This is a genomic window from Frankia canadensis, from assembly GCF_900197875.1.
GTDB classification, from domain to species: Bacteria; Actinomycetota; Actinomycetes; order Frankiales; family Frankiaceae; genus Frankia; species Frankia canadensis.
The window spans coordinates 1-12,556 of the sequence record NZ_FZMO01000108.1 but is presented as its reverse complement, the minus strand read 5'-3'; the positions used below and the strand labels follow the sequence as shown (position 1 = coordinate 12,556).

The 12,556-nt window shown below is 74.9% G+C and carries 10 protein-coding genes; 2 read left to right on the top strand and 8 right to left on the bottom strand.

Annotation, left to right across the window (positions count from 1 at the left end; genetic code table 11):
- Nucleotides 1-125 precede the first annotated feature (125 nt).
- Nucleotides 126-800: an LON peptidase substrate-binding domain-containing protein gene (locus C1A33_RS10895; protein ID WP_101831396.1), complete on the top strand. Its 675-nt coding sequence runs from the start codon at nt 126-128 to the stop codon at nt 798-800.
- Here the strand turns inward: C1A33_RS10895 and C1A33_RS10890 are convergent.
- The 8 genes from C1A33_RS10890 to lspA form a co-directional block, all read right to left on the bottom strand.
- A complete protein-coding gene (locus tag C1A33_RS10890; protein WP_207770255.1) occupies nt 797-1,459 on the bottom strand; it encodes a type II toxin-antitoxin system PemK/MazF family toxin in 663 nt (220 codons plus the stop codon). The two genes, C1A33_RS10895 and C1A33_RS10890, sit on opposite strands and share 4 nt — an antisense overlap.
- A 32-nt stretch (nt 1,460-1,491) precedes the next feature.
- On the bottom strand, nt 1,492-2,445 hold the full coding sequence (locus tag C1A33_RS36485; protein WP_243407414.1) for a hypothetical protein: 954 nt from the start codon (nt 2,443-2,445) through the stop codon (nt 1,492-1,494).
- A 197-nt stretch (nt 2,446-2,642) separates the two neighbouring features.
- The gene (locus C1A33_RS10880; RefSeq protein WP_101831395.1) at nt 2,643-3,572 is read right to left on the bottom strand and encodes an ABC transporter permease; all 930 of its coding nucleotides are present in this window, start codon (nt 3,570-3,572) and stop codon (nt 2,643-2,645) included.
- A gap of 40 nt (nt 3,573-3,612) precedes the next feature.
- Nucleotides 3,613-4,566, bottom strand: coding sequence for an ABC transporter ATP-binding protein (locus C1A33_RS10875; RefSeq protein WP_101831394.1), 954 nt, complete (start codon nt 4,564-4,566; stop codon nt 3,613-3,615).
- 91 nt (nt 4,567-4,657) lie between these two features.
- The gene (locus C1A33_RS10870; RefSeq protein ID WP_101831393.1) at nt 4,658-5,302 is read right to left on the bottom strand and encodes a DUF6308 family protein; all 645 of its coding nucleotides are present in this window, start codon (nt 5,300-5,302) and stop codon (nt 4,658-4,660) included.
- A gap of 259 nt (nt 5,303-5,561) precedes the next feature.
- Nucleotides 5,562-6,812, bottom strand: a complete 1,251-nt coding sequence (locus tag C1A33_RS10865) for a hypothetical protein (protein ID WP_243407413.1) — start codon at nt 6,810-6,812, stop codon at nt 5,562-5,564.
- Entirely contained in the window at nt 6,809-7,747 is a 939-nt protein-coding gene (locus C1A33_RS10860) for an RluA family pseudouridine synthase (protein ID WP_101831392.1), read from the bottom strand. The genes C1A33_RS10865 and C1A33_RS10860 overlap by 4 nt, the downstream gene beginning before the upstream one ends.
- Nucleotides 7,744-8,523 carry a signal peptidase II gene (gene lspA / locus C1A33_RS10855; RefSeq protein WP_243407412.1) on the bottom strand — a complete coding sequence of 260 codons (780 nt, stop codon included), beginning with the start codon at nt 8,521-8,523 and terminating at the stop codon, nt 7,744-7,746. Before lspA ends, C1A33_RS10860 begins: the two co-directional genes overlap by 4 nt.
- 512 nt (nt 8,524-9,035) lie before the next feature.
- Here lspA and ileS point away from each other — a divergent pair.
- Nucleotides 9,036-12,257: an isoleucine--tRNA ligase gene (gene ileS, locus C1A33_RS10850; RefSeq protein WP_101831391.1), complete on the top strand. Its 3,222-nt coding sequence runs from the start codon at nt 9,036-9,038 to the stop codon at nt 12,255-12,257.
- Nucleotides 12,258-12,556 lie beyond the last annotated feature (299 nt).

The following is a 12,556-nucleotide window of genomic DNA, read 5'->3' as shown; positions in this document are numbered from 1 at the left end:
CCTTCCGCCCGGTGGCACCACCCCGGGTCGCCGATGTCACGCGACCGCGGGGCCCCGCGTCGGGGAGAATCACACCAGCGGGCGCGGGACGGGCTCGCGGGGCTGCGGGGAGGGAGCACACCGGGATGAGCACGCGGCTGGCGTTGTTCCCGCTCGGCACTGTCCTGCTGCCCGGGCTGGTGCTCCCGTTGGAGATCTTCGAGGAGCGCTACCGCGCGCTGGTCCGCGAGCTGCTGGCCCAGCCGGAGGACGAGGTCCGCCAGTTCGGGGTGGTGGCGATCCGCCGAGGCCGCGAGGTGGGCCCGGCGCTGCCGTCGCTGCACCAGGTGGGCTGCACCGCGGTGGTGCGCCGCGTCCAGGAGCATCCGGACGGCCGGTTCTCCCTGATCACCGTCGGCGGGCGGCGCTTCCGCGTCGGCGAGGTGGACCAGCACAGTGCGCCCTATCTGCTCGGCGAGGTGGAGTTCCTGCCCGACGAGATCGGCGATGCCGCGGCGGCGCGGGAGGCCGTCCCGCCCGTGCAGCGGCTCATGCGCGCCTACGCGCAGGGTCTGGCCGACACCGGCACCGTCCAGATCTCCCTGCCGGACCTGCCGGACGACCCGATCGCCCTGTCCTACGTGATCGCCGCCGCGGCCGTCACCGACCTCACCGAGCGGCAGAACCTGCTCGCGACGCCCGACGCCGCCAGCCGGCTGCGCGTCGAGCGGGCGCTGCTGCGCCGGGAGGTGGGCCTGCTCAAGCAGATCACCACCATCGGCTCCAGCGAGCTGCGCCGCGTCGACCCCAGCCCGAACTAGGCCGTGGGCCAGCCGTAGCGCTGGCTCAGCCGGTCCGTGACCCGCTCGAACGGCTCGCGTGGCAGGGCCGTCGACTCGCGGCGCATCCCGTCCTCGTGCACCCGGATCACCCGCTCCAGGTTGACCCAGGACGGTCGGTGCTCGCCGTCCCATCCGCCCGCGCCGACGGACACGAAGTCGCCGTCCCCGTCATGGTTCCTGCTGGTCAGCTGCACGGCCAGACAGGTGCCCGCGGGCTCGACAGCCACCACGAGCACCGGCCGGTCCTTGCCCCGCCCGTCGTTCTCCTCGAACGGCACCCACGTCCAGACGATCTCGCCGGGATCCGGAGCCCCGTCCGACTGCGGCGAGTAGCTCATCCGCACCGGCCCGATGCCACCCGGATCGACCTCCACGGTGGCGTTCGGCCCGGACTCGCCCGGCGAGACCTCCGCGTTCGCGCGGGACGGCCGCGCCCGCTGCCGGGTCGGGCGACGACGCGCGGCCACCGAGGAGGGAGAGGCGGAACGGGCCCGCGGTGGCGCGGTCGCACGGGTCGTCGACGGTGCGGTCGGACGCCGACCGCCCTCCCGTCCGCCCTCCCGCGAGGGTGCCTCACCGCGCCGACCGCTCGACAGCAGGTCGGACACGGTCCTGATCAGGTCCCCCAGCAATCCCATGCCGCCACGATATTCACCTCGGCCGCGGTCTCTCAGGGAACGTCCCGACCTGGCGGCTCCCCTGCCGTTTCGCCAGCCCCGTCCGAGTCGCCGGCGATGCCGATCCCCGGTCCGCCCACGCCCGGACGGCCCATTGCCGGACCGCGCGCCGCCGGACCGGCCCCGGCGGCGGTACCCGGGCCTGCGCCCGCGGGACCGGGCCCCGGCGGTTCGGCGCCGAGCAGCCGCGGGCGGCGGTCACCCCGGGAGCGGCCGCGAGCGGCCGGCCAGGACGTCACCCACAGGGCGACGGCGAGGACGACCAGGGCGGCGACCGGCATCACCAGGTAGAGCCCGTGCGCGCGGACCCGCACGTCGACCAGGTCCACCAGCACCGGAGAGGCGTCCTTCGGCAGGCCGTGCAGCGCGGCCGAGGAGCGGCGCAGATGGCCGATCCAGCCGGCGATGAGCGCGCCACCGAAGCCGCCCGCCGCGAGGCCGAGCGGCACCGGCCAGCCCGCGTCCCGCACCCGCCAGAACGCCGCCGCGCCGCCGATCACACCGGCGACCACACAGATCAGACCGAAGCGCGCGTCGACATCGCTCTGCACCGCGAACGCCGACTCGTTACCCGCCAACGCGTTGGCCAGGTCGATATGCGGGGCCACGGCTGCCCACAGCAGGCCGAGCGGGAAGCCGGCGACGGCCATCGCCGCCGCGCAGATCAGCCCGGCGAGCAGGCTGCGCCGGCCCACCACCGGCAGCCCGGCGGACGCCGCGCCCGTCGGCGGCCCCGCGGAGGGCGGCACGGGCGGCGACCCGGCCGCGGCCGGGTCGAACGAGAACGGGGACGAGAACGGGGACTCCGGCGGCGGGCCGGCCACGGACGAGGAGGACGATGATGCCGGGGACGACCACGATGCCGGGGACGACGACGATGCCGGGGGCACGGCGGCTCCGGCGCGGTCCGCCGGGACCTCGCGGAAGCCTGCTGCTTGATCCGTCACGTCGCCCGTTTCGCCGGAGAGGTCAGCTGCGTTCGCACTGGGCGGGCGCCGCGTGACCGCTCACCCGCAGACGGTCGACACTACCGTGTCGGTACACCGCCCCGATCAGAGTAGGCCGACAGTGGTCTCGTCGCCGCGCTGGTAGCGCGGGCGGCGGGAGATCCCCCGGGTTCGGGCAGGTCCCCGGAGGCGTCGGCTCAGGAGGTGCCGACGCGGCGCAGCGCCATCACCGCGACGGCCAGCGCCGCGATCCCGACGGCGGCGCACACGGCCAGGTTGGCGACCACCATCGCCCAGTCGACGTGCGGCTGGAAGGCGGCGGCCAGCGCGTCCACGGCGTAGGTGCTCGGCAGCGCGTCGCGGGCGATCCGGCCGACCTCGGGCAGCCGATCGGCGGGGATCACCCCGAGGAAGAGCACGATGCTCATGCCGAGCTGGCCGGCGATGGTCGCGAGCTCCGGGCGCGGAGCCAGCAGGCCGACGGCGGCCCCGAGGCCGGACAGGCATACCCCGGCCAGCACGACGACGGGCAGCAGCAGCCACAGCCCGGACAGCGACAGGCCGTAGAGCAGGCTGCCTGACACGGCCGTGATGAGTGTGCCGGGCGCGGCGAAGGCGGCGTAGGAGGCGGCGGTGCCGAGCACGACGGCCGCCGGGGGCACCGGCAGGGTCAGGTAGTAGTCGAGGGCGCCGGCCGCGCGCAGCGCGCCGAAGCGCTGTGCCAGCAGGTTGAGCGCCACGAACGCGACCACCAGCACGGTGGACCCCGCCACGACCTGACCGGCGGCGGTCGTGTCGCCGACGTCGAGGATGCCGCGCAGCAGGACGAGGATGCCGATCGACTGGAACGACGCGACGAACAGCAGCGGGATCCGCCCGACCTTCGACCGGGCGAGCTGCCCGCGGAACACGGCCCCGAACGCCGCCGCGAACGACGTGGCCGGCGGGATCACCGGCGGCGCCGTCCCGGCGGGCGAGGCGTCCTTCGGGGCCGCATCCACCCCCGGCGCCGACGCGGGGGCCGGGGCCGCGGGCGAGGCCGTAGTCGTAGTCGCGGAGTCGGGGGTGCGAGGCACGGGTGGCATCGTGGCGGCGGCCAGGTCGCGCGCGTCGGGGACGACCGTCATCGGGACCACGTCTGGTGGCCCGGACAGCTGTGGGTCACGCTCAAGTCCGCTCCAGGTCTCGGGACGCCCCGCCGAGGGTGAGATACACGTCCTCCAGGGACGGCGTGGCGAGGCTGAAGTCGTCCAGTGCGGCGAACGCCGCGCCGGTGGTGAGCCGGCCGAGGGCGTCGCGGGCCTCGGCGGGCGCGAGGCGCACCGTCCAGCGGCGGCCGCTGGTCGTGGCGAGGGCCGCCAGCATCGCGACGGTCGGGTCATCGGCCGGCGGTTCGTGCCGCCAGGCGAGATCGAGCCGGACGTCACCGGAGACCGACGCCTTGAGCTGGCCGGGCGTGTCACAGGCGATCACCCGCCCCGCCTCGAGCACCGCGACCCGGTCGAGCACCGACTCGGCCTCCAGCACGTTGTGCGTGATCAGCACCACCGTGGTGCCGACGGCGTCACGGCGGCGCAGTAACGCCGACCAGACGGCGCGGCGGGCGACCGGGTCGAGGCCGGTGGTCGGCTCGTCGAGGATGAGCACCGCGCGCTCGCCGACGAGCGCCGTGGCGACGCAGGCCAGCCGACGCTGCCCACCGGAGAGCCGGGACAGCGGTCGGGCGGCCACCGCGGTCAGGCCGAGCTCGTCGAGGACGTCGTCGCAGGCCACGCGGGCCGCGCCGCGGGACAGCCCGCGCATCCGCGCGGTCGTCGCCACCGCGGTGCCGACCGGCAGCTCGGCCAGGGCGAGATCGCCCTGGCCGAGGTAGCCAGCCAGGCGGGCGGGCAGGCCGGGCTCGGCGCGGACATCCCGCCCGAACATGGTGATCGTGCCGGCGTCGGGCCGCAGCAACCCCATGAGCTGGCGGACCAGCGTGGTCTTGCCGGCGCCGTTGGGCCCGAGGACGCCGAACACCTCGCCCTGGCGGACGTCCAGGTCGATCCGGTCGTTGGCGAGGACGGAGTGCTCACCCACTCCGTGTCGACGGGTGAGCCCGCGGACGGCGTAGCTCAGCACGTCCCCATTCTCGCAGCCGGGCCGGCGCGATGGCCCGACCGGTGGGCGGGGACGCCTCACACCGCGCGGCCCGTCGACTCCTCGGCCGTCCTCAGACCGCGCTGCTCATCCACACGACGACGTCGAGCATCCGCAGCGGGGTGGCCGGCGGACCGCCCGCGGGGACCAGCGCGGCGAGGCGGCGGAACTCCTCGGCGTTCTCCCTCAGGTCGTACTGCATCGCGCGGACCAGCAGCTCCATGTACTGCCGCCAGCTGCGCCCGTCGCGCGGCGACGGCGGCACGCAGTCCTCGTGCTGGTAGAAGATCCGCACCTTCGAGTCGAAGAGGGGGACGAGCGCCGGCCGCTTGCGGTGCAGGACCTTGGCGATGAGCGAGCCCTTGACGTCGCGGTCGGAGACGTCGGGGTCATCGAGCGGGTCGTAGAGCGCGGCGACGAGGTCGAGGGTGACCTCGTCGGCCTCGATGAGGTCGATGCCGGGGGGCAGCCTGTCCAGCGCCCGCTGCAGCAGCGGCATCAGCGCGGTCAGCGTGTGCATCCGGTCGACGTCGACGTGCACGCCGAGCAGGCAGGGGGCGAGCAGGTCGCCCGTGCAGAGCAGATCGGGGTCGTTGTTGGTGACCAGCCCGTCGTAGTAGGGGTAGGCATAGCGCAGGCCCCGCTTGCGCGGCCCGAGGTACTCCTCGAGCAGGCTCTCCGCGTCGAAGACCTCCCGGGTGCCTTTCGCCAGCTTCACCCCTGGACTCCTTGTCGTCGTCGTGTCGTCGTGTCGTCGTCGTGCCGTCGCCGTGTCTTCCGGTCTTCCGGTCTTCCGTGCCGCCGCGTCGTCGTGCCGCCGCCGCGACGCCGTCCCCGCGTGCCGTCCCGGTCATCCTCCCCCGTGGCCGCGGGCCGGCGGTCGCGGGGCTCCCGAGGACGATGGTCGGGGTGATCCCCCGGCATGCCCGCGGGATGTCACCGATCCGGCCAGATAATGCGGGACGGCCCGCCCCTGGTCAGCGCCTATCCGGCGACAGTGGGAGGAAGGTCACACTCGGCGGCGCGATGCCGGGCGGCGCCGGATCGACGACCCGCGTCCGGGGATCGGCCGCGAGCTGCGTCAGCCGGCCGGCCGGCGCCCGGACCACGGCGGCGAACAGACAGGCACAGCCGGCCCGCAGCTCGGCGGCCGCCCGCCGGTCCCGCTCGTCGGCGTTCGCGTCCCCCGCCCGCTCGTCCGCGGCCGCCCGGGCCTGGGCCTGGGCCGCCGCCGAGGCGAACGCCGCCTGCACATCGCCGACCGGGTCGCGCACGGTCGCCGCCTCGACCTCCCCGAGGACACCGGCGCTGAAGAACACCTCGACGATGCGGTAGCCACCGAAGACGGCCAGCAGGCCACCGGGGGTGACGGCCTCGGTCAGGCTGGCGACGGCGTACAGGTCGGCCCCGGGTGCCGCCGCGGTCAGCGCGGCGAGGTTCTGCCGGCTCGCGCCGACGTACTCGCCGACCGCGTCGCGCGCGCCCGGGCCGATCGTCACCGTCGGCGTCACCGGTGCCGCGGCCGCCGGCGCCGATGGCGACGTCCTGGACGCGGCGTCCGACGGCGCTGGCGTGCCCGGCGTGCGGTCGTGGTCGACGCTCTGCAGCATCGCCGCCGTCGCACTCACCACGATCAGCGCGACGAGGCCGAGGACCAGCGCCCGCGCTCCCCGGTCCACCACGCCGCCCCGGCCGACCCCGACCGCCTCCAGCAGCGCCGGCGGGCCGCTCGCCGCCCCTGCCTCGGCCGATTCGGCCCCGGACGCCCGAGCGGGACGCCACCGGGCCGCGAGCCGCCGCGCCCGTGCCACCTCTCTGTCGGTGGTGCCCACAAGCTGGGTGCGGGCGGCGTGGGTGGCGCGATACAGCACGGGCAGCGCGGCGGCGTCGAGCCGGTCGACCACGGCGTCGACGCCGTCGTCCACCGCGCCGCGGGCCACCTCCCCGCCGGAGTCCCCGTCCTTCTGGTCGACGGCCGCCTGAACGATGTCGACCAGGACGGACACGGCCTCGGACGCGGGTCGGTCGGTGGTCGTGGGGACGTCGGTCGCGGGAACCGCCCCGGTCCCCGACCCCTCGGTCCCCGACGCGACAGCCAGCGTCAGGGAGTCGGCCGACGGCGCAGGAGCACTCGGCACGGCGACATCGACCACCGAGCGGGCGCCGACGGGCGGCGTGGCGTCGTGGGGCGACGGGAGCGGCTCGTCCGCCACCACCGACTCGGTCATGCGTGCTCCCTGAGCCTTTCCACCGCCTCGGCCAGATCCGCCGGATCCGGGCTGGTGAACGTGACGCGACCGCCGTACCCGGGATGCTCGAAGGACAGGTGCGCCGCGTGCAGCCACTGCCGGGTGAGGCCGAGCCGACCGGCGAGCGTCGGGTCGGCGCCGTAGGCGAGGTCGCCGACGCAGGGGTGGCGCAACGCCGACATGTGCACGCGGATCTGGTGGGTGCGGCCCGTCTCCAGGCGGATCGACAGCAGCGACGCCGCCCGGAACGCCTCGATCAGGTCGTAGTGGGTGACGCTGGGCTTGCCGTCCGCCACGACGGCGAACAGGCCCGGGCGGCGGGGATGGCGGTCGATCGGCGCGTCGACGGTGCCCCGCAGCGGGTCGGGATGGCCCTGCACGACGGCGCGGTAGCGCTTGTCGACGTCGCGCTCCCTGAACGCCCGCTTGAGCAGTGTGTAGGCGCGTTCGCTCTTGGCGATGACCATGACGCCGGTGGTCCCGACGTCGAGGCGGTGCACGACGCCCTGGCGCTCCGCGGCGCCGGAGGTGGCGATGCGGTAGCCGGCGGCGGCCAGCGCGCCGATCACCGTCGGGCCGGTGAAGCCGGGCGCGGGGTGGGCGGCGACGCCGACCGGCTTGTCCACGACCACGATGTCGTCGTCGTCGTGCAGGATGCCGAGGCCCTCGACCGGGGTGGCCTCCAGGGTGACCGGCCGCGGCGGCGCGGGCAGGCGCACCTCCAGCCAGGCCCCGCCGTGCACCCGGTCGGACCGGCCGCGGACCCGCCCGTCGATGCTCGCCTGCCCGTCGTCGACGAGGGTGGCCGCGGCGGTGCGGGACAGCCCGAACATGCGGGCGATCGCCGCGTCGAGGCGAATGCCGTCGAGTCCGTCCGGCACCGGTACGGCGCGCAGGTCTCCGCCCGCGGTCACGGCCCCGGCCGCCGGCTCGCCTCGCCCCGCTCGCCGTCCGCGCCGCGTTTGGCGAGTTCGGCCCGTTCACCGGCCTCGGCACCGTCGACCGACGCAGCACGGTCGACCGACGCAGCGCGGTCCGTCGACGCAGCGCGGTCGATGGCGTCGGCACGGTCGAGGGACTCGGCGGGGTCGGCGGATCCGGCTCGCGGGGCTGGTTCACCGATGGGCGTGCCGTCCAGGCCGATGCCGCGCAGGGACAGCACCATGGCCAGGATGCCGCCGCAGACGATCGCCGTGTCCGCCGCGTTGAAGATCGGCCAGTGGTGCAGGTAGACGAAGTCGACGACATGCCCGCGCAGCGGCCCGGGAGCGCGGAAGATCCGGTCGACGAGGTTGCCGAGCGCGCCACCGAGCAGCGCCCCGAGAACCGCCGCCCAGCCCGCCGAGCGCAGCCGCCGGGCGGTGAAGACGACCACCGCGATCACGACGAGCGCCACCAGGCTGAGCACCACCGTCGCCCCGCCGGCGAGGCTGAACGCGGCGCCCGAGTTGCGGGTGAGCTCCAGGTCGAGCACACCAGGAATGATCTTGACCGGGCCGCGGTCGGACAGGGTGGCCACCGCGATGTGCTTGGTCACGATGTCGAACACCAGGATCGACGCGCCGATCAGCACCAGCGCGGCAATGGGGCGCCGGGAGGCGGACGGCGCGGACCGACCCCTCGTGACGGCCGCCCCGCGGCCGCCGGGATCTTCGGACACACTGCTCCCGATGGTCGTCGCCTCCCCCATCTGAACCACTGTACGGGCCGCCCCGGGCCGGCGGAGGAGCCGTTCGCCCCGCTCTGCGCCCCGCAAGGACGCTTGTACACTGGGCGAGCACGCGGCAGGGCGTCGACGGGGACGAGTAGCGGCGGGCGCAGCCGGAGCGAGCCGGGGTTGGTGGAAGCCCGGTGGCCAGCGCGCCGCGAAGATCACCCCCGAGTCGCCGGCAGAACGGGTTCTCGGCGGCTGTGGCCGGCGGCGCCCCAGTAGATCCGGCCGTCGCGCGCGCCATGAAGCGGCCGTCCCCCGGGTCCGGCTCCCGCCCACGGTGGCGGGAGGCAGTCCGGCGCCGAGGGGCGCGCAAGGAGGGTGGTACCGCGGTACCCACCGTTCTCCTGGCGGGCGTCGTGGCGGTGCCGGCCAGGTGGGCCGGTCGGCCGTCCGGGCGTCGGCGTCAGGCGGGGCCGGTGTGGCGTCGTCCCTCCGTTGGCCACCGACGGAGCGAGCACGACGACCGAGGAAGACGCAGGTCCGCCACGATGAACACCGCCCCGCGCACCCCGTCCTACGCGCCCCTGCCCGCGCAGGTGGACCTGCCCGCGCTCGAGCGCGAGACGCTGGCCCGCTGGCGCGACACCAAGGTCTTCCACCGGTCGCTGGAGGCGAGCGCCGAGCGTCCGCTGTGGGTCTTCTACGAGGGCCCGCCGACGGCGAACGGCAAGCCCGGCGCCCACCACGTCGAGGCCCGGGTCTTCAAGGACCTCTTCCCCCGCTACCGGACGATGAAGGGCTTCCACGTCCCCCGCCGCGCCGGCTGGGACTGCCACGGCCTGCCCGTCGAGCTCGCGGTGGAGAAGGAACTCGGCTTCACCAGCAAGAACGACATCGAGGACTACGGGATCGCCGAGTTCAACGCCCGCTGCCGCGAATCGGTGCTGCGCCACGTCGCGGACTTCTCCGCGATGACCGAGCGGATGGGCTACTGGGTCGACCTCGACGGCGCCTACCGCACGATGGACACCAGCTACATCGAGAGCGTCTGGTGGTCACTCAAGCAGATCTTCGACAAGGGCCTGCTGGTCGAGGACTTCCGCGTCACCCCCTACTGCCCGCGCGACGAGACGCCGCTGTCCGACCACGAGGTCTCCCAGGGCTACGCCGACGTCGACGACCCGTCGGTCTACGTCCGCTTCCCGCTCGTGGCCGACTCCCTCGGCCTCGCCGAGCGCGGTGCGGAACTGCTGGTGTGGACGACGACGCCGTGGACGCTGGTGTCGAACACCGCCGTCGCCGTGCACCCGGACGTCGAGTACGCGCTGGTCCGAGCCGGCGGCGGCTCGGCCGGCGGGAGCGAGGCCGCGGCAGGCGGCGGGGAGCTGTTCGTCGTCGCGCAGCCGCTGGTGGGGGCGGCGGTCGGCGAGGACGCCGAGGTTCTGGAGCGCTTCCGCGGCAGCGCGCTCGCCGGCGCCCGCTACGCCCGCCCGTTCGAGCTGCTCGACGCCGCGCTGTTCGCCACCGGCACCGGCACGCCGCACACCGTCGTGCTCGCCGACTACGTGACGACCACGGATGGCACCGGCCTCGTGCACCAGTCTCCCGCGTTCGGCGCCGAGGACCTCGCGGTCTGCCGGGCCGCGGGCCTGCCGGTGGTCAACCCGGTCGGCACCGACGGCCGCTTCCTCTCCAGTACGCCGCTCGTCGGCGGCCAGTTCTTCAAGGACGCCGACGCCCCGCTGACCGCGGACCTGCGCGCCCGCGGCCGGCTGTGGCGGGCGCTGACCTACACGCACAGCTACCCGCACTGCTGGCGCTGCCACACGCCGCTGATCTACTATCCGCTGCCGTCCTGGTACATCCGCACCACGGCCATCCGCGACCAGCTGATGGCGCAGAACGCGGCCACCGACTGGCACCCCGGGCGGATCCGCGACGGCCGCTACGGCGAGTGGCTGCGCGGCAACGTCGACTGGGCGCTGTCCCGCAACCGCTACTGGGGCACGCCGCTGCCGGTCTGGCGCTGCGAGGCCGACCCGGCCCACCTCGTCTGCGTCGGCTCGCTCGCCGAGCTGTCCGAGCTCGCCGGCCGCGACCTCGTCGCCCTCGACCCGCACCGCCCCTTCGTCGACGACGTCACCCTGCCCTGCCCGACGTGCGCCGCGACGGCCCGGCGGGTGCCCGAGGTGATCGACGTCTGGTACGACAGCGGCGCGATGCCGTTCGCCCAGTGGGGCGCTCCGCACCAGGGCGCCGAGGAGTTCGCCCGCCAGTACCCGGCGCAGTACATCTGCGAGGCGATCGACCAGACCCGCGGCTGGTTCTACACCCTGATGGCGATCGGCACCCTGGTGTTCGACCGCTCCTCCTACGAGACGGTGCTGTGCCTGGGCCTGCTGCTCGACGCGGACGGCCGCAAGATGAGCAAGCACGTCGGCAACGTCCTCGACCCGTTCGAGCTGTTCGAGCGGCACGGCGCGGACGCGGTGCGCTGGCTGATGCTCGCCGGCGGCTCGCCGTGGGCGGACCGCCGCGTCGGCCACGAGGCGATCGAGGACATCGTCCGCCGCGTGCTGCTGACCTACTGGAACACCGCGTCGTTCTTCGCCCTGTACGCCGGCGCCGCCGGCTGGCGCCCGGGCTCCGGCGCGCAGGCGCCGACGCCGGCCGCCGACCGGCACGTGCTGGACCGGTGGGCGCTGTCCGAGCTCGCCGACACCGTCGCCGAGGTGGACGAGGCGCTGGCCGGCTTCGACTCGCTGCGTGCCGGGCGGCGCATCTCCCGGTTCGTCGACGACCTGTCCAACTGGTACGTCCGCCGCTCCCGGCGCCGCTTCTGGGCCGGCGACCCGGACGCGCTCGACACCCTGCACACCTGCCTGGACGCGCTGACCCGGGTGATGGCGCCGTTCACGCCGTTCCTCACCGACTGGCTGTGGGCGCGGCTGTTCGCCGACGCCTCCCCGCAGGCCCCGGACTCGGTGCACCTGGCGGCCTGGCCGACGCTGCCCGACGGGCTGCGCTCGCCGGAGCTGTCGGCGCAGATGGACCTCGTCCGCCGGATCGTCGAGCTGGGCCGGGCGGCGCGGGCGTCCAGCGGGGTGCGCACCCGCCAGCCGCTGCCGCGCGCGGTCGTCGGCGCCGCCGCCTTCGACACCCTCACCGCCGAGCTGCGCGACCAGATCGCCGAGGAACTCAACGTCAGCGTCGTGGAGCCGGCGACCTCCGACGTCGTCGACATCACCGTGAAGCCGAACTTCCGCGCCCTGGGCCGGCGCTTCGGCAACCGCACGAAGGCCGTCGCCGCCGCGATCACCACCGCCGGCACCCCCGTCGACGGTCGCCTCACCATCACCCTGGACGGCGAGACCATCGACCTGTCCGGGGAAGATCTGATCATCACCGAGACGCCGCGGCAGGGTTGGGCCGTCACCGCCGAGTCCGGCCTGTCGGTGGCCCTGGACCTGGAGATCACGCCGGACCTGGCGCGGGCGGGCCTGGCCCGTGACGTCGTCCGGGTGCTCCAGGACGCCCGCAAGGCAGCCGGTCTGGAGATCACCGACCGGGTCGACATCCGCTGGTCGGCGACTCGCGAGGACACCGCGCTCGCCCTGCGCACGCACGGCGCCACCGTCGCCGACGAGGTCCTCGCGACCACCTTCGCCGAGGCGCCCGACCTCACCCCCGCCGCCGCGGAACTGCCTGCCGACGAGGACGGCCTCGGCTTCACCTTCACCCTGGCCCGCCACACGCCGTCGCTCAACTGACGGCGTCGGCTTCGCGTTCACCCTGGCCCCACCACGCCCCACTGACCGCCTGACCGCGTTCCGCGGATTCGAGCCCCTTGCGCTGGCGCCGACCGGTGGCACCTGACGTCGACCGGTGGCACCCCTGCCCCGGTCGCGTCACCGGGCCGCACCCACCCTCACCCGCCCGCCGAACCGTCCCCCCGTTGGGTCGCGCCTCGACTTTGATCTCCACGGTCGTTGCCGCGGCGGGTTCGTGGCAGCGGGATGTGTCGGGTCGTCGCGGTACGCGGGGTCGCCGGCGGGGGTTGCGGGGGCTG

Bases quoted from the DNA above. Each gene is read 5' to 3' on its own strand.
- C1A33_RS10895 (WP_101831396.1), top strand. From the start codon at position 126: ATGAGCACGCGGCTGGCGTTGTTCCCGCTCGGCACTGTCCTGCTGCCC.
- C1A33_RS10890 (WP_207770255.1), bottom strand. From the start codon at position 1,459: ATGGGATTGCTGGGGGACCTGATCAGGACCGTGTCCGACCTGCTGTCG.
- C1A33_RS10880 (WP_101831395.1), bottom strand. From the start codon at position 3,572: ATGACGGTCGTCCCCGACGCGCGCGACCTGGCCGCCGCCACGATGCCA.
- C1A33_RS10865 (WP_243407413.1), bottom strand. From the start codon at position 6,812: ATGACCGAGTCGGTGGTGGCGGACGAGCCGCTCCCGTCGCCCCACGAC.
- lspA (WP_243407412.1), bottom strand. From the start codon at position 8,523: ATGGGGGAGGCGACGACCATCGGGAGCAGTGTGTCCGAAGATCCCGGC.
- ileS (WP_101831391.1), top strand. From the start codon at position 9,036: ATGAACACCGCCCCGCGCACCCCGTCCTACGCGCCCCTGCCCGCGCAG.